General features: G+C 65.9%; 24 protein-coding genes. 2 read left to right on the top strand and 22 right to left on the bottom strand.

Translation table 11 applies throughout. The features are described from left to right. The first annotated feature begins 84 nt into the window (after positions 1-84). Positions 85-1,110 (top strand): GGDEF domain-containing protein, encoded by a 1,026-nt coding sequence (locus tag EDC31_RS04750; RefSeq protein WP_042055091.1) that lies wholly within the window; start codon positions 85-87, stop codon positions 1,108-1,110. Between the two features lie 6 nt (positions 1,111-1,116). Here EDC31_RS04750 and argB read toward each other — a convergent pair whose 3' ends face one another. The 6 genes from argB to rpmH all read right to left on the bottom strand — a co-directional run bounded on the left by argB (position 1,117) and on the right by rpmH (position 5,315). Continuing rightward, entirely contained in the window at positions 1,117-2,025 is a 909-nt protein-coding gene (gene argB, locus EDC31_RS04745) for an acetylglutamate kinase (protein ID WP_042055092.1), read from the bottom strand. Next, positions 2,022-2,696 (bottom strand): ribosome biogenesis GTP-binding protein YihA/YsxC, encoded by a 675-nt coding sequence (yihA, locus tag EDC31_RS04740; protein WP_042055094.1) that lies wholly within the window; start codon positions 2,694-2,696, stop codon positions 2,022-2,024. The genes argB and yihA overlap by 4 nt, the downstream gene beginning before the upstream one ends. After that, a complete protein-coding gene (yidC, locus tag EDC31_RS04735; RefSeq protein WP_042055097.1) occupies positions 2,693-4,438 on the bottom strand; it encodes a membrane protein insertase YidC in 1,746 nt (581 codons plus the stop codon). The genes yihA and yidC overlap by 4 nt, the downstream gene beginning before the upstream one ends. 144 nt (positions 4,439-4,582) lie before the next feature. Next, complete coding sequence (yidD, locus tag EDC31_RS04730) at positions 4,583-4,810, bottom strand: membrane protein insertion efficiency factor YidD (protein WP_042055100.1); 228 nt, start codon at positions 4,808-4,810, stop codon at positions 4,583-4,585. Further along, positions 4,807-5,154 (bottom strand): ribonuclease P protein component, encoded by a 348-nt coding sequence (gene rnpA / locus EDC31_RS04725; RefSeq protein ID WP_042055102.1) that lies wholly within the window; start codon positions 5,152-5,154, stop codon positions 4,807-4,809. The genes yidD and rnpA overlap by 4 nt, the downstream gene beginning before the upstream one ends. Positions 5,155-5,180: 26 nt before the next feature. After that, the gene (rpmH, locus tag EDC31_RS04720; RefSeq protein ID WP_042055104.1) at positions 5,181-5,315 is read right to left on the bottom strand and encodes a 50S ribosomal protein L34; all 135 of its coding nucleotides are present in this window, start codon (positions 5,313-5,315) and stop codon (positions 5,181-5,183) included. Positions 5,316-5,448: 133 nt separating this feature from the next. Between rpmH and EDC31_RS04715 the strand changes: the two genes are divergently transcribed. Then, positions 5,449-5,652, top strand: a complete 204-nt coding sequence (locus EDC31_RS04715) for a hypothetical protein (RefSeq protein ID WP_042055105.1) — start codon at positions 5,449-5,451, stop codon at positions 5,650-5,652. Here EDC31_RS04715 and gloA read toward each other — a convergent pair. The 16 genes from gloA to lepB all read right to left on the bottom strand — a co-directional run bounded on the left by gloA (position 5,646) and on the right by lepB (position 21,068). Further along, complete coding sequence (gloA, locus tag EDC31_RS04710) at positions 5,646-6,044, bottom strand: lactoylglutathione lyase (RefSeq protein WP_042055108.1); 399 nt, start codon at positions 6,042-6,044, stop codon at positions 5,646-5,648. The genes EDC31_RS04715 and gloA overlap by 7 nt on opposite strands. Positions 6,045-6,046: 2 nt before the next feature. Continuing rightward, positions 6,047-6,889: an LpxI family protein gene (locus tag EDC31_RS04705; RefSeq protein WP_132126938.1), complete on the bottom strand. Its 843-nt coding sequence runs from the start codon at positions 6,887-6,889 to the stop codon at positions 6,047-6,049. 23 nt (positions 6,890-6,912) lie between these two features. Next, the gene (lpxA, locus tag EDC31_RS04700; RefSeq protein WP_239641760.1) at positions 6,913-7,761 is read right to left on the bottom strand and encodes an acyl-ACP--UDP-N-acetylglucosamine O-acyltransferase; all 849 of its coding nucleotides are present in this window, start codon (positions 7,759-7,761) and stop codon (positions 6,913-6,915) included. 12 nt (positions 7,762-7,773) lie between these two features. Next, the gene (gene fabZ, locus EDC31_RS04695; protein ID WP_042062012.1) at positions 7,774-8,268 is read right to left on the bottom strand and encodes a 3-hydroxyacyl-ACP dehydratase FabZ; all 495 of its coding nucleotides are present in this window, start codon (positions 8,266-8,268) and stop codon (positions 7,774-7,776) included. Between the two features lie 153 nt (positions 8,269-8,421). Then, on the bottom strand, positions 8,422-9,477 hold the full coding sequence (lpxD, locus tag EDC31_RS04690) for a UDP-3-O-(3-hydroxymyristoyl)glucosamine N-acyltransferase (RefSeq protein ID WP_042062014.1): 1,056 nt from the start codon (positions 9,475-9,477) through the stop codon (positions 8,422-8,424). Positions 9,478-9,482: 5 nt separating this feature from the next. Continuing rightward, positions 9,483-10,421, bottom strand: a complete 939-nt coding sequence (locus EDC31_RS04685) for an OmpH family outer membrane protein (RefSeq protein WP_052512624.1) — start codon at positions 10,419-10,421, stop codon at positions 9,483-9,485. Positions 10,422-10,459: 38 nt separating this feature from the next. After that, positions 10,460-12,916 (bottom strand): outer membrane protein assembly factor BamA, encoded by a 2,457-nt coding sequence (bamA, locus tag EDC31_RS04680; protein ID WP_042062017.1) that lies wholly within the window; start codon positions 12,914-12,916, stop codon positions 10,460-10,462. 140 nt (positions 12,917-13,056) lie between these two features. Next, entirely contained in the window at positions 13,057-14,166 is a 1,110-nt protein-coding gene (gene rseP, locus EDC31_RS04675) for an RIP metalloprotease RseP (protein WP_042062019.1), read from the bottom strand. Then, complete coding sequence (gene dxr / locus EDC31_RS04670; RefSeq protein WP_042062021.1) at positions 14,159-15,391, bottom strand: 1-deoxy-D-xylulose-5-phosphate reductoisomerase; 1,233 nt, start codon at positions 15,389-15,391, stop codon at positions 14,159-14,161. The genes rseP and dxr overlap by 8 nt, the downstream gene beginning before the upstream one ends. Positions 15,392-15,444: 53 nt before the next feature. Continuing rightward, positions 15,445-16,281 (bottom strand): phosphatidate cytidylyltransferase, encoded by an 837-nt coding sequence (locus tag EDC31_RS04665; RefSeq protein ID WP_042062023.1) that lies wholly within the window; start codon positions 16,279-16,281, stop codon positions 15,445-15,447. Between the two features lie 25 nt (positions 16,282-16,306). Next, positions 16,307-16,975 (bottom strand): polyprenyl diphosphate synthase, encoded by a 669-nt coding sequence (uppS, locus tag EDC31_RS04660; protein WP_239641762.1) that lies wholly within the window; start codon positions 16,973-16,975, stop codon positions 16,307-16,309. Positions 16,976-17,101: 126 nt separating this feature from the next. Continuing rightward, positions 17,102-17,668, bottom strand: a complete 567-nt coding sequence (frr, locus tag EDC31_RS04655; protein ID WP_042062027.1) for a ribosome recycling factor — start codon at positions 17,666-17,668, stop codon at positions 17,102-17,104. A gap of 38 nt (positions 17,669-17,706) precedes the next feature. Continuing rightward, complete coding sequence (gene pyrH / locus EDC31_RS04650; RefSeq protein ID WP_042062029.1) at positions 17,707-18,456, bottom strand: UMP kinase; 750 nt, start codon at positions 18,454-18,456, stop codon at positions 17,707-17,709. Between the two features lie 83 nt (positions 18,457-18,539). Beyond that, entirely contained in the window at positions 18,540-19,433 is an 894-nt protein-coding gene (gene era, locus EDC31_RS04645) for a GTPase Era (RefSeq protein ID WP_042062030.1), read from the bottom strand. Further along, on the bottom strand, positions 19,430-20,239 hold the full coding sequence (gene rnc / locus EDC31_RS04640) for a ribonuclease III (protein ID WP_081797922.1): 810 nt from the start codon (positions 20,237-20,239) through the stop codon (positions 19,430-19,432). Before rnc ends, era begins: the two co-directional genes overlap by 4 nt. A 16-nt stretch (positions 20,240-20,255) precedes the next feature. Next, positions 20,256-21,068: a signal peptidase I gene (gene lepB, locus EDC31_RS04635; RefSeq protein WP_042062033.1), complete on the bottom strand. Its 813-nt coding sequence runs from the start codon at positions 21,066-21,068 to the stop codon at positions 20,256-20,258. Positions 21,069-21,084 lie beyond the last annotated feature (16 nt).

Genomic DNA, 21,084 nt, shown 5'->3' with positions numbered 1-21,084 from the left:
GCATGATCGTTGAAAGGGACTCCGAAACAAGGTGTAACACGATCGTAAACGAAATATTAACCATTCGGGATTAGGCATGTAGCCATGCCGACCGCAGAGAACCATCCGGACCGCGACACCGTCCAACCGCCGGAACAGGACGAAACCCCTCTTTCCGTCCTGCTCGACGACGTCCTCAGCGCGATGCGGCAAGCCGTCTCGCCACAGATCGGGATCAGGGCCGCCATGGAGGTTCTGCGCGCCGGAACCGACGCGCGGATGGCCCTGCTCTACCGCGACTCCACACACAGGCCCTCCCTCCCCGACATGGGCCAGTGGCGCCTCGTCCATAGTTGCGGACGCAGCAGCACCGATCCTTTTCCCGATGACGATATTGTCGGGGAGACGCCCATGGGGTCGGATACGGCGCCGGCGCGGCATGCATTCTCCCATCGCGGCATGGACTGCCTCTGGGTCAGCGAGCGGATGCATCTCTTCGGCCGGGTCGGCCTCCTGCTCCACGGTCTCGGACCGGCCGGACGGCTGGGCCAGCGCAGCGGAGACATCGTCGCCCTCGCCCTGCGCATTCTCACGGCGATTCTGGAAAGGGACGAAATGCATCGTCACGTTCTCGATCGTCTGCCCTACGACCCCGTGACGCAATTCCTGAACGCGCACGGCTTCCAGGACGAGGTGACGCGGCGGCTGGGCCGACTCGACTGGCAGGATCTTTCCGCCACCCTGCTCGTCATCCGATGCGCGGAATTGAACGACGTGCTGCATGGCCTGTCCCAGACCGAGGCGCTGGCCGCCATGGAGCATGCGGCGGCCCTGCTGCGACGTTCCGCCCGGCCGACCGACGTGTTCGGGCGGATCGCGCATGACCATTTCGCCATCTGGCTGGACGGCTGCGACCGCTTCGCGGCCTCGGAGCGGGCGGAACGTATCACCACGCACCAACTGCCCCTCCTTCTGGCCAGGCCGCGTCTTCTCGGCCTTCGCATCGGGCTCGCCGAGCGTGAGCCGAACAGCACGACCAGCGTGGACGAACTGATCGCCCGCGCAGAGGCCGCCCTGCTCGACGCTGAGGCGACAGGCCGGAAGTGGATGTTCGACCGCAGTCCGGCCTGACCGGGATCAGTCCGCCCGGATCAGCGTGCCGGAACCTCTCTTGGTGAAGAGTTCGAGCAGGCAGGCATGCGGCACGCGACCATCGAGAATCACGGCGGCTTTCGCCCCGTCGCGCACGGCCTGCAGGCAGGTCTCGACCTTCGGGATCATCCCGCCGCTGATCTGCCCCGATTCGATGTGCCGCCGCGCATCCTCCGCCGTCAGTTCGGGAATGAGCTTCCCGTTCTCGTCCAGCACGCCCGGCACGTCGGTCAGCATCAGCAGCCGCGTGGCGCTCACCGCCGAGGCGATCGCACCCGCCGCCATATCGGCGTTGATATTGTAGGTTTCGCCGTTCGCCCCGACCCCGACAGGCGCGATGACGGGAATCAGCCCCGAGCCGAGCAGCGCGTAAAGCACGCGGGGGTCGATCCGGTCCGGCTCGCCCACGAAGCCGAGATCGAGCACCTCCTCGATCTGGCTGTCCGGATCACGCACGCTCCGCATCAGCTTGCGCGCGCGGATCAGGCCGCCATCCTTGCCCGAAAGTCCGACCGCCAACGCGCCCGCCCGGTTGATGAGTTCGGCCACCTGTTTGTTGACGCTGCCGGACAGCACCATCTCGATGACCTCGACCATCGCCGCATCGGTGACGCGCAATCCGTCGACAAAGGCGGAGCGAAGTTGCAGACGCTCCAGCATGGCGCTGATCTGCGGACCGCCGCCATGCACGATGATCGGATTGATCCCGACCAGCTTCAACAGGGCGATATCGCGGCCGAAGGCGTTGGACAGCATGTCGGAGCCCATGGCGTGGCCGCCATATTTCACGACGATCGTATCGCCCGCATAGCGCCGCAGGAACGGCAGGGCGCCCGCAAGAATCGCGGCCTGTAGCTGGGCCGCTTCGGGACTTTCGTCGGAAATTCCGCTCATGACGATTCTCCTGATGGCGCTTCCGCAATGACCCGCGCGATGCTGGCGCGCAGGATATCGACCCCGAGCCCCGTCTCGTTGCTGGTCTCGACGATAACAGGATAGGCGGCCGGGTGCTTGCCGATTTCGGCGGAAACTTCGCGGTTCTTGGCCGCCAGAGCGCCCGGCTTGACCGCGTCGCACTTGGTCAGCACCACCTGGAAGACCACGGCGGCGCGATCCAGCAACTCCATGACCTCACGATCGGAGGCTTTCAGCTCGATCCGCGCATCCAGAAGCAGCAGAACCCGCGCCAGCGTCGGACGCCCGCGCAGATAGGCGAACATCGTCTGCTGCCAGTCCTCCTTCACCGCCTTCGCCGCCTTGGCGAAGCCGTATCCCGGCATGTCCACCAGCGTGACGCGACCGCCGAGATCGAAGAAATTGAGCTGCTTCGTCCGCCCCGGCTCGGAGGACGAGCGCGCCAGACGGGTCCGCCCGGTCAAGGCGTTGATCAGGCTCGACTTGCCGACATTGGAGCGCCCCGCGAAGGCGATCTCCGGCCGATCGGGCGGCGGCAACTGGTCCACATGCTGCGCCCCGAAAAAGAACGCGCAGGGCGCGGCGAAAAGCAGCCGACCCGCCTCGATCTCCTCTGGCGTCAACCTGTCGGGAAGCTCGGCCTCGCTCACGACTTGCGCGCCGCCACTTTCCGCCCCGATGTCGCGAGCGCGTTCGCCCGGCGCTGGATCACATGCTGCTGCAACGCCGTCAGCACGTTGTTCCACGTATAGTAGACCACGATGCCCGCCGAGAGGCGTCCCAGAAAGAAAACGTAGAACAGCGGCATGAACTGCATCACCCGCGCCTGGGCCGGATCGAGCGAAACCGTGCTCTGACGCTGCATCAGCCAGATCGTGCCGCCGAACAGGATCGGCCAGATGCCGATATGGAGGAGCGGCGAGAGCGTCGTCGGGTCCCAGGGGATCAGCCCGAACAGCGTGAAGATATTGGTCGGGTCAGGGGCGGAAAGATCGTGAATCCAGCCGAAGAACGGCGCGTGACGCATCTCGATGGTGATGTTCAGCACCTTGTAGAGACAGAACGCGACCGGCGCCTGGATCAGCAGCGGCAGGCAGCCGCCCGCCGGGTTGACGCCCTCCTCGCGATACAGCGCCATCATCTGCTGGTTCATCGCCATCGGATCGCCCTTGTTCGCCTCGCGGAGCGCCTGGACCCGCGGCTGGAGCGTGCGCATCTTCGCCATGGAGGAGAAGGATTTCGTCGCGAGCGGGTAGAGGATCAGCTTGACGATCAGTGTGAGCGCCATCAGCGCGAGACCGAAATTCCCCAGAATGCCGTAGAGCCAGTGCAGCACATGGAACATCGGCCGCGTCAGGAAAGCGAACCAGCCGAAATCCACCGCCTTGTAGAAAGCGGGAATGTGAAGCTCGTTCGTATAGGTGTCGAGCAGTTCGACTTCCTTCGCCCCGGCGAAGACGCGGCTCGGCGTGGTCAGCGTCGCGTCGTTTGCGACGGGAAGCGGCGCCTGCGCCGTGAACTCGACCCGATATCCGCCCTCTGGGGTATAGAGGTAATGCAGGCTCACCGGGCTTGCGGCGTCCGCCACCACGGCCGTCAACCAGTATTTGTCGGTAATGCCGCCCCAGCCGCCGTCGCCGTTCGCACCCCATGACTGCCCGCCGGGCATCGCGCCGCCCTTGCGCATGGATTTGTAGGAATCCTCGTAGAGCCGGTCATTCATGACCGAAAGCGGCCCCTGATGGACGATCTCGAGGAACGTGCTGCCCGCATCCGCCGGAAGATAGTCGCGCTCGACCGCCTGATAGGGAATCAGCGAAACCTGTCGGCCGGATTTGTTCTCGACACTCTGCGTGACGTCGAAGAGATAGTTGCGATCGAAGGCGATCCTGATCGAGAAGACGAGTCCCTGCCCGTTATCCCAGCGTAGCGTTACCGGATGGCCGGGCGAGAGCGCGTCGCCCTCCGCCGTCCAGTCCGTCGTCGCGTCGGGAAGGCGCAGAGCCGCCCCTGCCGCGTTCAGCCAGCCGAAGGTCACGAAGGAGGGCTGCGGCCCGTCACGCTTCTCCAGCAGCCGGACGAAGGGCGAGTCCTTGGCCAGAGTCTCGTGGTATTTCGTCAGAACCAGATCGTCCAGCCGCGCCCCACGCAGGTCGATCGACCCCGTCGTGTCCGGATCGCGAATGGGAATCCGCATCTCCGGCGAGGTGGGCGCCGCCGCCGCGACATCGGCAGGCGCCCCCGGCCCCGGCACGCCCGCGGGAGTCTGAGCCTGTTCGATCTTCTGCGCCGCCTTGTCCGCATCCTTGGGATGCTGCGGCACGAAATAATCGAACCCGAGCAGAATCAGGGCGGAGATCACTGTCGCCAAAATGATGCGCTTGATTTCCATCAGCCGAACGCCGGTCTTTCTCTAGGATACAAGAAACAGGCGCAGCCGGACGGCGCACCGCGATCACGCGCTCAAGTGGCCGAAATCGTCACGCAAAACAATAGGCGCAAGAAAAATATCACGTCCGGAAATGTCCGCGTGGCTTCAGGGCACGGGATCGACGCCGCCGCGCGCATAGGGATGACACCGCCCGACCCGCTTCACGGCAAGCCAGCCGCCGCGCAGCGGCCCATAACGCCGAATAGCTTCAGCGGCATAGGCGCTGCATGTCGGAGTGAAGCGGCAGTTCAGACCCAGTTGCGGGCTGATATAACGCTGATAGAAGCGGATGACTCCGAGCAGGGCCGAAGTGACGAGCCGACCGGCGGTCACGGCCTGAGCGCGCCGCCCTTGCGCAGGGCGCGGCGGAGATCCTCCACAACATTGGCGAATCCGCGTGTGCGAGTGCCGTCCCGCCCGATCAGCACGATATCGACGGCGGCGAGATCTTCCTTGTGCGCCACGGCGCGGAGCGCCTCGCGCAGGATGCGGCGCGTGCGGTTGCGCACCACCGCGTTCCCGACCTTCTTGGTCACGGTGAAACCGGCGCGCGGCGTGGCGCCCTGTTCCTGATCCAGAACCTGCAAGACAAGTCCCGGAACCGCGACCTTGCGGCCCCGCCCCGCCACGTGCAGGAATTGCGGGCGGGTCTTCAGTTTACCCGGCTGGGCTGACACACTTACCTCCCCGCCGGGCGGCGCGATCAGGCGGAGAGCTTGTGACGGCCCTTGGCGCGGCGATTCGCGATAACCTTGCGGCCGCCCACGGTCGCCATGCGGGTGCGGAAGCCGTGGCGCCGCTTGCGGACGAGCTTGGAGGGCTGATAGGTGCGCTTCATGACAAAATCCCTTATATGGCGAGCGTGGCTTGTGCGGCGAAGAACCGGCACGCCACGCGCCGTCATCTAAAGCGCGGGCTTTTACGGGGCCGATCCCGCCCTGTCAATCGGAACCCGCAAGGACAGGACCGCCATGCCCGATTCGGATGAACCGCTGCACCGCCTCCGCCACGATCTGCGCAACATCCTCTCTCCGGCCCTGCTGACGGCGGACATCCTCGCCGGCCATGCGGACCCGTCCGTCAGGAAACAGGCCGAGACCATCGCAACCGCCATCGAGACGGCGACCGCGCGGCTCCGGCAGGCGTCACAGGGGGTTAAACAGGACGGTCAATAGGCTGACCCACGCTGGATGAACTCAATCTTGTAGCCGTCCGGGTCCTCGACGAAGGCGATCACCGTCGTGCCGAACTTCACCGGCCCCGCCTCGCGCGTGACCTTTCCACCCGCGGCGCGCACCTTTTCGACCACCGCCGCGATATCCTCATAACCCAGGGCGAAATGGCCGAATCCCGTGCCGATCTCGTAGGGCGTCTCCTGATCCCAGTTATGGGTCAGCTCGATTTCCGCCTGTCCATGGGCATTATCCTCGAATCCCATGAAGACCAGCGTGTATTTGCCATCCGGAACCTCGCGGCGACGCAGTTCCTTCATGCCGAGCACCTTGTAGAACGTGATGGAGCGATCCAGATCACGCACGCGCACCATGGTATGCAGATAAGTTCCCATCCTCAGCTTCCTTTAATCGCCATCATTTCCGGCCCGATCCCGTAGAGGAACACCCCCAGCGCGTCGGCGCGCGCCACACAGGCATCAGGATCGGTCAATAATGTTCCACCAGCTTCGAACGCAACGCCGCGCAGCCCGGTTGCCGCGGTATTTTCGATCGTGCGCGGCCCGATGGTCGGCATGTCCGCGCGCTTTTCCTGGCCGGGCTTGAGCGTCTTCACCAGCACACCCCCCGGTCCCGGCTGACGCAACGCCGAGCAGCGGGCGAGCATCGCGTCCGTTCCCTCCAGCGCCTCGACCGCCAGCACCAGATTGTCCTGCACGACGCAGCCTTGCCCGACATCCAGCGCCCCGAGCGCCCTCACCACCGCGATCCCGCGCGCGATATCGCTCATGGCCAGCGCATCCGGCGCGACCCGGCCCATCGTCCCGACACGGCCCGTCGAACGGTCGAGAAATTCATGCGCTCCGCGAATGCGGAACCCTTCCTCCCCCAGCACGCGCACTACCGCGCCGAGCAACCCGTCATCCCCGCCGAACAGCGCCCGCCCGATCCGCGCCAGCAGCCGCGCGCCCTCCGCATCCGGCCGCAGATCGCGCAGGGCCGGCCGCCGCACCGGGCCGATCAGCACCAGATCGCGGCATCCGGCCTCGCGCAAGGCGGCAAGAATCTCCCCCGCCGCCGCCAGCCGCGCCACCTTGTGCGGCCAGTGCGCGATACGCGGCAGATCGACGAAATCCTGAAATCCGACGATGAAAACCTGACCGCCCCGCGCCGTCACCGCCTCGGCCACCTGCGCCGGCAGCGGACCGCCGCCGGCGAGAATCCCGACCGGCCTCTCCATCAGCAGCGCCTCGCGCGCCGACGTCACGCGCCTTCCGTCTCAACCGCACCGCTGGAGAGATGCGCGCCCCGTACCAGGCCGCGACGGCTCGGCGCTTCCATGAAGGCGACGATCTCCATCACGCGCGGATGATCCGCGAAATCCCGCCGCACCTCGGCGAGACGATCCTCCAGCACGTACCGCCCGTCCGAACGGCGCGGATAAAGATGCCGGAAGGCCCGGCGCATGGCCTGAACCTCCTCCGCCGGCACGCCCTGCCGCTTCAGCCAGATCCAGTGCAGCCCGACCAGCCGCGCGCGGTTGCCGAGCACGCTGCCATAGGGGATCACATCCGCCTCGACGCCGCAGACGCCGCCGACCAGCGCGCCGCGCCCGATCCGGACAAACTGATGCAGCGCCGCCGCCCCCATGATGCGCGCGCCGTCGCCGATCTCGACATGCCCGCCCATGACCACGTTGTTCACGATGATGACACCGTCGCCGATCTCGCAGTCATGCGCCACATGCGCGTTGCACATGATGAGACAATGCGCGCCGACCCGCGTCAAACCGTGGCCCTGCGCCGTACCGCGATGAATGGTGACGTGCTCGCGGATCACCGTCCGCTCGCCGATCTCGCAACGCGTCGGCTCGTTCCTGTATTTGAGATCCTGCGGCGCCATGCCGATCGTGACGAACGGATAGACCTCGACCCCGCTGGCGAGAGTCGTCTGCCCGTCCAGCACCACATGGGAATGCAGCTTCACCCCCTCATGCAGCACCACATCCGGGCCGATCAGGCACCATGGCCCGATGACGCAACCCGGCCCGATCTGCGCGAGCGGATCGACGATGGCCGTCGGATGAAGGGAAGGCGGCGGTTGCGTCGTCACGGTCAACCCCGTTCAGCCCATGATCATCGCGCTGAAGCTGGCCTCGGCGACGGCGACGCCGTCCACCTTGCCCACGCCCTTGAAGCGCCAGACATTGGCACGCGCGCGTTCCTTCTCCACATGCAGCGTCAGGCGGTCGCCCGGCCCGACGGGACGGCGGAACTTCGCGTTCTCGATGGTCATGAAATAGACGAGCTTGCCCTCGAAGGCCTCGCCCAGCGTCAGCACCACGAGCGCCGCCGCCGTCTGCGCCATCGCCTCGATGATGAGCACGCCCGGCATCACCGGCTGGGCCGGGAAATGTCCCTGGAAGAAAGGCTCGTTGATGGTGACGTTCTTCACCCCGATCGCCGATTCGCCGAGGACGATATCCGTCATGCGATCGATCATGAGGAAGGGATAGCGATGCGGAATGGCCGCCATGATCCGTATGACGTCGATGGACTCGATGGTGACGGGCGCGTTCGCCGCCTCGTTCGCCGTTACCTGCTGCGCCGTCGACTCCATCTGCCCTGAACTCCCGCTCCCGCCTGCAAGGCCCCCACGCCTCGCAGGCTCCTCCCTGTTGATCCCGGATGACCGCCCGCGAACGCGCGCAATCCCGGTCCCGTCAATCGCGCCATCCCTTTAGCAAAGCCCTCCCGATGTTGCCATGCCGGATCACCCCGTTTCTTTGTCCGGCCTCTTCGCCAGCTTCCGCAACACCGCCACGTTCCGGAAAAACTCGCGGAACGGCATGGCCGGGCTGCCGATCACATCCGCTCCGGCCTCGACATCGGACATGACGCCGCACTGCGCGCCCACCCGCGCCTTTTCACCGATCTTGATATGCCCGATCAATCCGGCCTGCGCCGCGATGGTCACGAAGTCGCCGAGTTCCGTCGAGCCGGAAATTCCCGCCTGCGACACCACGATGCAGCACCGCCCCAGCTTGGCATTGTGTCCGATCTGCACCAGATTGTCGATCCGCGTGCCCGCGCCGATCACCGTATCGCGCATCGAACCGCGGTCGATCGTGCTGTTCGCGCCGATCTCCACGTCACTCTCGATCACGACGCGCCCCAGTTGCGGCACGGTCTCGAACCCCGCGGGACCTACCGCGAAGCCGAACCCGTCCTGCCCGATCCGCACGCCCGGATGGAGCGTCACCCGATCGCCGATCACCGCATGCGAGATGCTGACATGCGCGCCGATCCGGCAGCGCTCGCCGATCACCACGCCCTCGCCGACCACGGCATGCGCCGCCACCGCCGTCCCCGCGCCGATCCGCGCGCCCGCGCCGATCACCACGAACGGGCCGATCTCCACACTCTCCCCCAGCTCCGCCCCCTCGCCGATCACGGCGCTCGGATGCAGCCCCGGCCGCACCGGGACGGGAGGATGAAAGAGCGATGCCACCCGCGCCCAGGCGAGATAGGGCGATTTCGTGATCAGCCCCATCACGCCGTCCGGCAGACGCTCCCGAAAGGCAGGGGAGAGAATCACCGCTCCCGCGCGCGTCTCGCCGAGTTGCGGAAGATAGCGCCGGTTGTCAAGAAAACTGACCTCCGCAGCCGTCGCCGCCTGCAACGGCGCCACGCCCCGGAACGGGGTCTCCGGCGATCCGCCAGCGCCGCACACGAGCTCCGCCTCCGCCACCTCCGCGAGGCGGGAGGCGGGGAACGGTCCGAGCCGGGTGAAGAAGCGCGGATCGCCCGGCAGGGAGGCCACATCCATGGCGATCAGTGCTGCCGCCGCAGGATAGACTGCGCGGGCGGCAATTTCGGCGCGGGCGCGGATGCCGGCACCTGATCCTCCGCCGCCTGCGGGTTCGCCGTCGTCGGGAACTTGCCGGATTTGGCCAGCACCTCCGGGTCCACGTTCTCATCGGGAATGAATACATGGGGCAGTATCTTGTTGAGCTGGTCCGCCACTTCCTGCGTGATGTCCTGCTCGGGAACGTGCAGCGCCACCTGCTCGCTATGCATCACCAGATTCATGCCATGCGCCTGCGCCACCTGACGCACGATGCGCACCAACTCGCGCTCGATCTGGTTGAGCGAGACGTTCGCCGCCTCCTGGATGATCCGCGCGCGGTTGGAGAAATCACGCTGGGCATGGGCGCGGCGCTCCTGGAGGTGCCGCTCCCGCAACTGCACCTGCTCGGCCGTGAGCTTCCGCGCGTCGTTCTGGAGCTTCTGCTGCTCGTCGCGCCAGCCGGCCTGCTCCCTCTGCGCCGCCGCGGCCAGCTTGTCGCGCCGCGCCCCGAGAACACGCTGCGCTTCGTCGGCGGCGGTGGACAGGCGCATGACCGACGGCACGCTGATGACGCCGATCACCGCGGCGGGGGGCGGCGCTTCCTTGGGCAGGTTAGGCGAATCCGGGATCGGCGGCAGCGGCAAAACGGGGGCGGCCTCGTTTTGCGCGCCCCCTTCATCCGGCGCCTCCTGGGACGGGTCCTGCGGCACGGGAACGGCGCGGCGCACGACACGCGGCGCGGCAGCCGGGGCGGCGGGCGCCGGCTGCTTGGGCACGAACCACCCCCCTCCCGAAGACGCGCTTCCCGCAGGCTGAGCCGCTGATTGAGCCAGAGCCGGCGTCCCGCCCGCCAGGAGCGAGAGGGGCAGAAGGGAAAAAGACAATGCGGTCGCGGCGCGGCGCGCACCGAAGAAGATGGACATCGAAACCTCTAACGGAAGACAGGGACGAGGGAGCAAGATCAGAATTGCTGGCCGAAACCGAAACGGATGGGGTACAGGCGGTCCCTGCTCGACTTGATGATGGGCACGCCGGCATCGATGTTGACGAGACCGAACGGACTCTTCCACGAAATACCGAATCCCGTCGAGACACGCGGCGAAAGTGTGTCGCCGCTGATGGGGGTGAAGTTCGGATCGTTGGGATTCGTATGGTTCTGCCGCACGCGAATACCAGCCAGCGAACCCGCATCGACAAAATACCGGCCGGAAATACCCACATCATCGCCCATCGGCAACGGGAAGTTGAGCTGGGCCGAGGCCGTATAGATGAACTTGCCTCCGATGAGATCTTCCTGTCCCTGCAACGGCAGGACCTGCCCGTTCGCCACATAATGGGCGGAACGCGGACCAGCGCCGCCCTGGAGGAAGCCGCGCAGGTTCTGGCCGCCGAGATAGAAGTTGTCGATGACGTTGACGACGCCATTGCCCCAATCGGTCATGTAGCCGGTGCCCCCCTTGAACTGGAGGCCCCAGTCATGGCTGCCCGTGAGGGAATCGAGCGGGAGGTAATAGGCCCCGTCGATCTTGGCGCGCACATATCGCGTATTGCCGCCGAGTCCGGCGAAATCTCCGGCGATCTGGATCAGATACCCGGAGCGGGGCCGCATGCGGCTGTCACGCCGGTCATAGGCCAGCGTCGTGCTCAACTGCGACAGCAGCGACCAGCCGCGCGACTGCTGGATGTAGATCGAGGGCACATACTGATAGCCATAGATCGAGGCCTCCGACAGCGAGTAGAAACTGCCGACGTCACGATCGACGAGCGAATAGCTCCAGGACTGCGAAAGATAACGGTTGAAGGAATAGCCGAACCGCAGGGTCATGCCGTACCGCCCTTCCTTATAGCTCTGATACGTCATGTAGTTGTTCTGGATACCGTAGAAATCGACCCCCGCGACAACGTTGCGGTTGAGGAAATACGGGTCGCTGATCGAGAGGTCGGCCTGTTTCTGATAGTAGGCGAGCGTCGCGGAAATACCGGCGTTCACGCCCGTTCCCAGCAGGTTGTTCTGTTTGACCGAGGCATTGCCGATGATGCCCACGTTGGTCGAATAGCCGCCACCCAGCGAGAACTCACCCGTCGGCTTCTCCAGAACGTTGACCGCGACATTGACGCGGTCCGGCGCGGAGCCCTGACTCTGGTCCACCGAGACGGTTTTGAAAAAACCCAGATCCTGCAGGATCGCCTTGGAATATTTCCGGTCGAACGGCGTGTACGGATCGCCTTCCGCCATGGGCAACTGGCGGCGGATCACCTTGTCCTCGGTGATGGTGTTGCCGTTGATGTCGATCCGCTCCACATAGACCCGCGGCCCCTGCGTCACGTCGAACAGCAGATCGACGACCTTCTTCTCGGGATTGCGCGCGATATCCGAGCGGACCATCGCGAAAGGATGCCCCTGGGCCTGCAGACGCTCCTGCATGTTGGTCGCGTTGTTCTGCACCGCGGTGCCGTCGTACCATTGATTGGGGAACAGCTCGATATATTTCTTGAGCGAGTTCGCATCGACATGCCGCAGATTGGAACGCACATCCATCTTGCCGATGCGATAGCGCGGCCCTTCGCTGATCGTGAAGGTGATGTAGAACATCTTGCGATCCGGCGCGAGTTCGCCGGTCGCGTTGATGACGTGGAAGTCGACATAACCGTTATGCAGGTAGAAGCGCCGCAGCAGTTCGGCGTCATATTTCACGCGTTCGGGGTTGTACTCGTCGGCGGAAGAAAAGAAGCGATACCACGCAGATTCTTTCGACGAGATCACCTGCGCCAGCCGCGCTTCACTGAAGGACTTGTTGCCGACGAAGACGACCTTGTCGATCACCGTCACATGCGATTCGCTGATCTTGAAGATCACATCCACCCGGTTATGCGACAGATGGATGATCTGCGGCGTCACCGTCGCGCCGAAGCGCGATTTGGAGGCATAGAGATTGAGCAGCTTCTGCCGGTCCGCCGCGGCCGCCTGCTCGGAGAACACGGCGCGCGGGCGCATGGTGATCTCCTTGCGGAGATCCTCGTCCTTGATCGCGCTGTTGCCCTCGAAAGCGATGCGATTGACGACCGGATTCTCGACCAGATCGACCACCAGCGTATTGCCGTCCCGCCGCAGCGTCACATCCTTGAAAAGTCCGGTCGCGTAAAGCGTCTTCAGGGAGCGGTCCAGATCGTCCTGCGCGAAGGAATCCCCCGGCTGCACGACCATGTAGGACAGCACCGTGCTGGTCTCGATGCGCGCGTTGCCGTGAACCTGGATGGATTCGATCACATTCCCCATCGCCTTCGCGGCAGGCTGGGGCGAACGACCCGCATGGCTGGTCCGAGCTTCGGCCGGGGTGCCGTTCAGAACGCGCAGAAGGCAGACGGAAGTCAGCAGTACGAGACGTTTACCTGACAAGACGGGCGTTCCCCACTTCATCCAATGTGGCGTGACACTTTGCGCCCTCACTCCCGAGACGCAAGGGAGGCGGTTCCAAGGCGCGTGCATCCCTTGCGGAGGTATCCGAATTTGAAGGGCTCGCGCAAGCGCCCCCCGACATCCCCCTCACCGAAAAACATTCAGCCGGTCGTATGGGCCAGCCAATGAAAGAGCCCCAGATTGCTCAGGTCATTGACCGTGGAGAACAGGAACACGCCCGCGATGACGGCGAACCCCGCCTGGAAGCTGATCTCCTGCACCCGACGCGAGACCGGACGCCCGCGCGCCGCCTCGATCGCGTAGAACGCCAGCCTGCCGCCATCCAGGATCGGCACCGGCAACAGGTTGATGAGCCCGAGATTGACCGACAGCAGCGCCATGAAGGAGATGATGCTCGCAAACCCGTACGCGGCCACCTGCCCGGACATCTGCGCGATGCGGATCGTCCCGCCCAGTTCCTTCGCGCTGCGCTGCCCCGTCAGGATCTGCCCCAGCCCCTGCAAGGTTTCCACGGAAACCGTCCAGGTTTCCTCGACGCCGGCACGCGCCGCCTGGATGAAGGCCATCGGTTTGCCCGGCACCGCGAGCGCCGCCACGCCCAGTCGCCCCGTCGGCGGCGCGCCCGGTTTCGCGCCCGGCACGCTCGCCAGCGTCACCGGAAGCGTCAGATCATGCCCGTCGCGCCGCACCTCCAGAGTGGTCGTCTCGCCCGGATGATGCAGTGCCTGCTGCTGCAAATCGGCGTAGTTGAAGATCGCGAGACTGCCGAAGCGCGTCACCACGTCCCCCGGCTTCAGCCCGGCCTTTTCCGCCGGGCTGCCGGGCATGACCTGCGCGATCTCGTTCTTCAGCTCCGGCTTCCCCGCCACCATGAACAACAGGGTGAAGAGCAATATCGCGAAACCAAAATTGAACAGCGGACCCGCAGCAATCACGATCGCGCGGGAGAGAACCGGCTTGTCGTGGAACGTCCGGCCGGGAATCCACGCCGCCTTCTGTTCCGGCGAGGCGTCCTCCGGATCATCGAACCCGTGCGGCTTCACATACCCGCCCAGAGGAAACGCGCTCAGACGCCATTCCGTCCCGGCGCGGTCATGCCAGCGATAAAGCGCCGGACCAAATCCGATGGAAAAGACATCGACCTTCACCCCGCGCCAGCGCGCGCCAAGGTAATGGCCAAACTCATGCACGAACACCAACAGCCCCATGACGAGGGCAAAGGCCAGAATCGTGCGGATGAGATCATGCATGGGCCAGAGTGGCTCCCTCGATGGCGACGCGCGGGGCGCGCGCGATGAATGCCTCGGCCGTCCGGCGGCCTTCGGCGTCCCAGTGAATCACAGCGTCCAGATCATCCGCCGCCGGCGCGCCCAGCGCCTCCATGGCGGCGGCGATGACCTCCCCGATCCCGAGGAAACCGATACGCCGACGCAGGAACGCCTCCACCGCGACTTCATTGGCCGCCGAGAAAATAGTGGGGGCCGCGCCGCCCGCGCGCAAGGCCACGCGCGCCAGACGCAGCGCCGGAAAGCGCACCTCGTCCGGCGCCTCGAAATCGAGCTTGCCGAGCGTGGCCAGGCAGAGGCGCGGCGCACGCGTCTCCATCCGCTCCGGCCAGGCCAGCGTATTGGCGATCGGTATCCGCATATCAGCCGCGCCGAGCTGGGTGATGACGCTGCCGTCCCTGTACTGCACCAGCCCATGCACCACCGATTGTGGATGCACCAGCACCTCGATCTGCGGCTCGTCGAGCCCGAAGATCCGCGCCGCCTCGATCACCTCCAGCCCCTTGTTGGCCATGGACGCGGAATCGATGGTGATCTTCGCGCCCATCGACCAGGTGGGGTGTTTCAACGCCATCTCGACCGTCGCCGCCCGCATCGTCTCGATCGAGGCGGTGCGGAAAGGACCACCCGACGCCGTCAGAATGATCTTCTCGATGCTGGAGGCCGACGCACCCGCCAGGCTCTGGAAAATCGCGTTATGCTCGGAATCGACCGGCAGCAGCGTGGCGCCCGCCTCACGCACCGCGCGCAACATCACATCGCCCGCGCAGACCAGCGCCTCCTTGTTGGCCAGCGCGATGAACCGCCCGTTGCGCGTCGCGGCCAGCGTCGGCTCCAGCCCGGCCGCGCCCGTGATCGCCGCCATGGTCCAGTCCGCCGGCAGCGCCGCCGCCTCGATGACCGCCGAACGCCCCGCCGCGCAGCGTATGCCGGTGCCCTTGAGCAGATCCTTCAGCGCCTCACCCTGCGCCTCGTCGTTGATGACGGCGAGTTCCGCCCGCAACGCCTTGGCCTGCTCCGCCAGCAGCGCGACGTTCCGCCCGCCCACCAGCGCCCGGACGCTGAAGCGGTCGGGAGCGGCCAGAAGCAGGTCGATCGTCGAGGTGCCGATGCTGCCCGTGCTGCCGAGGATGGTGACGCTTCGTGGCGCGGAAGGGCGCGGCGCGGCGGCCTGCGAGATCTGGCTCATGAAAAATGATGCTCCGGCAATATCATCGTTCTGCAATAACCCAACCGGCCCCCTCAGCCCAGCCCCGCCGGGCTGGAGAAGAGACTCCGCGCAAGATCACCCAGCCCCGCGCTCCAGAAGGGCCGCCCGGCCACCGCCAGCGACACCAGCGCCGCCAGAGGCCCGGCCACCAGCAAGGCGTCGAAACGGTCCAGCAATCCGCCATGCCCGGGAATCAGCGAGCCGGAATCCTTGACGCCCGCCTGCCGCTTCGCCGCACTTTCGGCCAGATCGCCCGCCTGCGCCGCGATCCCCAGCACCGCCCCCCAGACCAGACCGCCCACCCAATCCCAGGGCGCGGCCAGCCGCGCCATCGCGCCGCCCGCCAGCGCCGCGCAAACAAGGCCGCCGATCGCCCCCGACCGCGTTTTGCCCGGCGAAATGCGCGGCGCGAGCTTCGGGCCGCCGAAAATCCGTCCCGTCGCATACGCCCCTGTGTCGCTGACCATCACCACGACGATCACGAACAGCACCGAGGCGAGCCCCACCTCCGGCAGATGACGCAACCACACCAGCGACAAGCCGCCCGCGATCACCACGGCCAGAGCCGCCCAGCGCGCCGGGCCGAACACGAATCCCACCCCCGCGATCCAGATCGCCGGGCCCCACGCTCCTTTGAACGCCGCCGCGAGCGCCGCAAGCGGCCAGGCGTGGAACAATCCGGCGCGCCAACGAGAAAGAGCGCCGCGCGTGAGGTTCAGCGCCTCATGCGTCATACCCAGCACAACGAGCAGGATCATCGCATCGTAGAGCAGCCCGCCCCGCCAGATGCAGAACAGCGCCACCGGCACGATCAGCGCCGCCGACATCAGCCGCAGACGCAGGTCGCTCCATTTCGTTCCGTCACTCATTCCCCGGCGCTCAACTCGATCGCGCTCACCGGCCGCCGAACCGACGCTCGCGCCGCGCGAAATCCGCGAGCAACGCCGCGAAATGCCGCTCGGTGAAATCCGGCCAGAGCACGTCGAGGAAGGCCAGCTCCGCATAGGCGCATTGCCACAGCAGGAAATTGGAGAGGCGATATTCCCCGCTCGTCCGCACCACGAGATCAGGATCCGGCATGCCGCCCGTCAGCAGGTAGCACGAGAAATCGGCCTCGCCCGCCGCGTTCAGGTCGATCTCGCCGCGTTGTCCGGCCTCGGCCATGCGCCGCGCCGCCTGCACGATATCCGCCCGACCGCCATAGGAAAGCGCGAGCACCAGCGTCAGCCGCGTGTTGTTCAGCGTCAGCGCCTCGGCCCGCGCCATTTCCTCGCGCAATTCGGGCTCGAAACGCTCGACCTCGCCGATCACCCGCAATTGCACGTCCTGCTCGTGCAATTCCGTCACCTTGTGCCGCAAATAATAGCGCAGGAGATTGGTGAGATCGCCGATCTCCTGAGGTTCCCGACGCCAGTTCTCGGACGAGAACGCATAGAGCGTCACATAACGCACCCCATGCTGTATGGCCGCGCGCACGCAGCGGCGCACGGCCTCCGCGCCCGCGCGATGCCCGGCATAGACCGGCAGGCCGCGCGCCTTCGCCCAGCGTCCGTTGCCGTCCATGATGATCGCGACATGCAGGGGCGCGCGCACGCCACCGCGAAGCGGCGTCTCCTCGGGCGAGCCGTCAGGGGACGGCGCAGGCAATGAACTGCGGGGCATGAGGATGAGGCAAACCGTCGCGGTCGGTCAGACCTGACGGATTTCCTTTTCCTTGTCGGCCAGAATCTCGTCGATGCGCTTCACGTATTGATCCGTCAGCTTCTGGATGCTGTCCGACCAGGCCTTCATGTCGTCCTGGCTGATCTCGCTTTTCTTCTCGAAGCCCTTGGCGTGATCCATGCCGTCACGCCGCACGCCGCGCACCGCGACCTTCGCGTTCTCCGCGTAGCGACCTGCTGCGCGCGCCAGCTCGTTGCGTCGCTCCTCGGTCAGTTGCGGAATCGGCACGCGCACCGTCTGCCCGTCCGCGGCGGGATTCAGCCCGAGCCCCGCGTCGCGAATCGCCCGCTCCACCGCGCCGACCAGCCCCCGGTCCCAGACCGAGACGGTGAGCATCCGCGCCTCCGGCACGGCCACGGTGCCGACCTGGCTCAGCGGCACCTCGCCGCCATAGGCTTCGACACGCACCGGCTCCAGCAGGTTCGGGCTCGCCCGGCCCGAGCGCAGGCCGGACAGATCACGCCGCAGACTCTCCAGCGCGCCGTCCATGCGACGCGTAAGATCTTGCAGCAACTCGTTCAGATCGGCGGACATAACCGGCTCTCCTCAGTCTGACATCCCGTCGCGGGGTTCTATTCCGTTGCGACGATACGGGTAAACGCTCCCTCGCCGCGCATCACCGCCGGAAAGGCGCCGGGAGAGTGGATGTTGAAGACGACGATCGGCAGCTTGTTCTCCCGCGCCAGCGAGATTGCCGCGGCATCCATCACGTTCAGATCGCGCGCCAGCACGTCCATATAGGTGAGGCTGTCATAACGCGTGGCGGCGGGATCGCGGCGCGGATCGGCGGAATAGACGCCGTCCACCTGCGTTCCCTTGAACAGCGTGTCGCACTCCATCTCGCTCGCCCGCAGGGCGGCGGCGGTATCGGTGGTGAAGAACGGATTACCTGTCCCCGCCGCGAAGATCACCACCCGCCCCTTCTCCATGTGCCGCACGGCACGGCGGCGGATATAGGGCTCGGCGATGGCTGACATCTGGATGGCGGACATCACCCGCGTATCCACGCCGACGCGCTCCAGCGCGTTCTGCATCATCAGCGCGTTGATGACCGTCGCGAGCATCCCGGCATAGTCGCCCTGCGTGCGATCCATCCCCTTCGCGGCCGCGGCCACGCCCCGGAAGATGTTGCCGCCGCCGATCACGAGGCAGACCTGCGTCCCCGCCTGCGCCACCTCCGCCACGTCCCGTGCGATCATCTCCACCATGGCGGGCTCGATGCCGAAGGAGCCGGTGCCCATCAGCGCCTCCCCGGACACCTTGAGCAGAACACGGCGACACGCGTGAGCGGCAGGGTCTGCGACGTCAATCGGATCGGTCATCGGCCTCGTCTGGTCCTTGGAATGAAGGGAAGCAATCCTGTCCTGTCTTATCGTCCGCGTCGGGAGTTCACAAGTAAGAGACACTACCCCTCGTCGTCGAGGCCGATGGCCCGGAGCCGCGCCCGCTCCTCGTCCCATCCCGCGCGTTCCTTGACGTTCAGGAAGAGATGGCAGGGCCGGTCCAGCAGTCGCGCCAGTTCCAGCCGCGCCTTTTCGCCGATGGCGCGAATCCGCTTCCCACCCTCGCCGATCAGAATCGCCTTGTGCCCCGCGCGCGAAACATAGATCGTCGCCTCGACGCGCACCGACCCGTCGGGACGTTCCTTGAAACTTTCCGTCTCGACCGTGGCCTGATAGGGCACCTCCTCCTGCGTCTGGAAGAAAATCTGCTCCCGCACCAGCTCGGCGGCCAGAAGACGGTCCGGCAGGTCAGTCAGATCGTCCTCGGGATAGAGGAACGGCCCTTCCGGCATGGCTTCGGCCAGCCGCTCCAGCAGATCCTCCACCCCGTCCCCCGTCCGGGCGCTGAGCATGAAGACATGCTCCACCGCGATCATGTCGGTGATCTCGCGCGTCAGCGGCAGCAGCACGTCCGGCGAGACCAGATCGGTCTTGTTGAGCACCAGCCAGACACGACGTTTCTGCCCCGCGAGCGCCTCGATCACCGCCCGCGCCTCCTCGCGCAGACCAGCCCTGGCGTCCACCAGCAGCACCGCGATATCCGCGTCCTGCGCCCCCGTCCACGCCGCCGCGACCATGGCGCGATCCAGCTTGCGGCGCGGCTTGAAGATGCCGGGCGTATCCACCAGCAGAATCTGGCTCCCGCCACGCATCACCACGCCCAGCACGCGAAAGCGCGTCGTCTGCGCCTTGGGGCTGACGATGGAGAGCTTCGCCCCCGTCATGCGGTTGAGCAGCGTCGATTTGCCCGCATTCGGCGCACCGACGAGCGCGGCAAATCCGCAGCGGCTTGTCATGACTTTTCTCCTTCCTTCACCGGCGCGATCCCCTGACGCGGACGGCGGGGGCGGAGTTTCATCCCGGCCGTCGCCCGCCCGACGGAGCCGGCCTGCAACCGCCCGAGCAGATCCGAGGCCGCGGCACTCTCCGCCTGCCGCTTGCTGCCCGCCGCGCCCCGCCCGGTCTCGCCCATCGCCGAAACCTCCACGGTAAAATGCGGCGCATGGGACGGACCGTCCATCGACAGGGTTTCATAGACCGGCAACTTGGCCGCGCGCCCCAGAACCCATTCCTGCAACGCCGTCTTGGGGTCCTTGGGCGGCTCGATCTGCCCGTCCATCATGGGGCGCCAGTATCGCTGCACGAAGCGCCGCGCCGGCTCCAGCCCCGCATCGAGATAAAGCGCGCCCAGCACCGCCTCCAGCGCGTCGGCCTGCACGTTCGCCAGATGCCGGATGCCCGCCTGCTCCTCATGCGCCGCGATCTTCAGCGCCGCGGGCAGGTCGATCTCTTCCGCGATTCCCGCCAGGGCCGTGCGCGAGACGAGATGGGCATGGCGGGGCCCCAGCCCTCCCTCGGGCTCGTCCGGAAAATGCTCCAGCAACCATTCCGCCACGAGCAGGCCCAGAACCCGGTCGCCCACGAATTCAAGCCTCTCGTTCGAGGCGGTGTCGCGAATCCGCACCGTCTCCGCCCGGCTCCGGCGCGGATGGCGCGCGGAAACGGCGGACCGATGCGTCAGCGCATGCTCCAGCAATTCCGGCCGGAGAAAACGATGCCCCAGCCGCTCCTGCAAGGCATCGAGCGTTCCGCCAGTCTCCATCAAAAGCCGCGCTCCATCAATGGATGGACGAGAAGAGCCGTGTCCATCGCACCTCGAACGGCCATTCCCAGACCTGCCAGAGCGGATGGCGCGCATCGATCGACATGAACACGAACCGCGCCTTGCCGACGAGATTCTGCATCGGAACATAGCCGAGATCTTCCGGATCATCGCCCTGGAAGCGGCTGTCCGCGCTGTCGTCGCGGTCATCGCCCATGGCGAAGAACGTGCCCTGCGGCACGATGTATTCCGGCGTATCATTCTGCTGCCCGTCATCGGTCAGCTTGAGGATCTGGTGCGTCACCGGCCCGCGGCCGCCGCTCCCCGGCAGCGTCTCCTCGTAGCGGATTCCCGCCAGTCGCGTGCGGTTCTCGTCATAGGCCGCATAGGGGCCCATCGACACGCGCGGCACCTTCTCGCCATTGAGATAGAGTTCGCCCGCCTTCACCTGCACATGATCGCCGGGCAGCCCGATCACCCGCTTGATGTAATCGACCGAGTTGTCCTTGGTGAACCGGAACACCGCCACATCGCCGCGATGCGGAGCCCGCGCGAAAACGCGCCCGGAAAAGAGATCGACGCCGAAAGGCAGCGAGAAACGCGAATAACCGTAGTCGAATTTCGTGACCGCGACATAGTCGCCCACCAGCAGCGTGGGGATCATCGACCCTGAGGGAATGTTGAACGGCGCGATGAGAAAGGACCGCACGCAGACGATCACCAGCAACCAGACGATGATGAAGCGCGCCAGTTCGGCGGGCGTCTCACGTTGCGCCATGTCGTTGCTTGAAGACGCCTCGTTGCCCGTATCAGCCGGCAGCCCGGTCATGTCGTTCTGTCTCCTG

Source organism: Acidomonas methanolica, assembly GCF_004346035.1.
Classification (GTDB): Bacteria; Pseudomonadota; Alphaproteobacteria; order Acetobacterales; family Acetobacteraceae; genus Acidomonas; species Acidomonas methanolica.
Note: the sequence above shows the minus strand (reverse complement) of the source record. Positions and strands in the feature narration are given on the sequence as shown.

Coding starts and splice junctions, on each gene's coding strand:
- EDC31_RS04750 (WP_042055091.1), top strand. CDS start 85: ATGCCGACCGCAGAGAACCATCCGGACCGCGACACCGTCCAACCGCCG.
- argB (WP_042055092.1), bottom strand. CDS start 2,025: ATGAGCGGAATTTCCGACGAAAGTCCCGAAGCGGCCCAGCTACAGGCC.
- yidC (WP_042055097.1), bottom strand. CDS start 4,438: ATGGAAATCAAGCGCATCATTTTGGCGACAGTGATCTCCGCCCTGATT.
- rpmH (WP_042055104.1), bottom strand. CDS start 5,315: ATGAAGCGCACCTATCAGCCCTCCAAGCTCGTCCGCAAGCGGCGCCAC.
- EDC31_RS04715 (WP_042055105.1), top strand. CDS start 5,449: ATGCCCGATTCGGATGAACCGCTGCACCGCCTCCGCCACGATCTGCGC.
- gloA (WP_042055108.1), bottom strand. CDS start 6,044: ATGGGAACTTATCTGCATACCATGGTGCGCGTGCGTGATCTGGATCGC.
- EDC31_RS04705 (WP_132126938.1), bottom strand. CDS start 6,889: ATGGAGAGGCCGGTCGGGATTCTCGCCGGCGGCGGTCCGCTGCCGGCG.
- fabZ (WP_042062012.1), bottom strand. CDS start 8,268: ATGGAGTCGACGGCGCAGCAGGTAACGGCGAACGAGGCGGCGAACGCG.
- lpxD (WP_042062014.1), bottom strand. CDS start 9,477: ATGGATGTGGCCTCCCTGCCGGGCGATCCGCGCTTCTTCACCCGGCTC.
- EDC31_RS04685 (WP_052512624.1), bottom strand. CDS start 10,421: ATGTCCATCTTCTTCGGTGCGCGCCGCGCCGCGACCGCATTGTCTTTT.
- bamA (WP_042062017.1), bottom strand. CDS start 12,916: ATGAAGTGGGGAACGCCCGTCTTGTCAGGTAAACGTCTCGTACTGCTG.
- rseP (WP_042062019.1), bottom strand. CDS start 14,166: ATGCATGATCTCATCCGCACGATTCTGGCCTTTGCCCTCGTCATGGGG.
- dxr (WP_042062021.1), bottom strand. CDS start 15,391: ATGAGCCAGATCTCGCAGGCCGCCGCGCCGCGCCCTTCCGCGCCACGA.
- EDC31_RS04665 (WP_042062023.1), bottom strand. CDS start 16,281: ATGAGTGACGGAACGAAATGGAGCGACCTGCGTCTGCGGCTGATGTCG.
- uppS (WP_239641762.1), bottom strand. CDS start 16,975: ATGGACGGCAACGGACGCTGGGCGAAGGCGCGCGGCCTGCCGGTCTAT.
- frr (WP_042062027.1), bottom strand. CDS start 17,668: ATGTCCGCCGATCTGAACGAGTTGCTGCAAGATCTTACGCGTCGCATG.
- pyrH (WP_042062029.1), bottom strand. CDS start 18,456: ATGACCGATCCGATTGACGTCGCAGACCCTGCCGCTCACGCGTGTCGC.
- era (WP_042062030.1), bottom strand. CDS start 19,433: ATGACAAGCCGCTGCGGATTTGCCGCGCTCGTCGGTGCGCCGAATGCG.
- rnc (WP_081797922.1), bottom strand. CDS start 20,239: ATGGAGACTGGCGGAACGCTCGATGCCTTGCAGGAGCGGCTGGGGCAT.
- lepB (WP_042062033.1), bottom strand. CDS start 21,068: ATGACCGGGCTGCCGGCTGATACGGGCAACGAGGCGTCTTCAAGCAAC.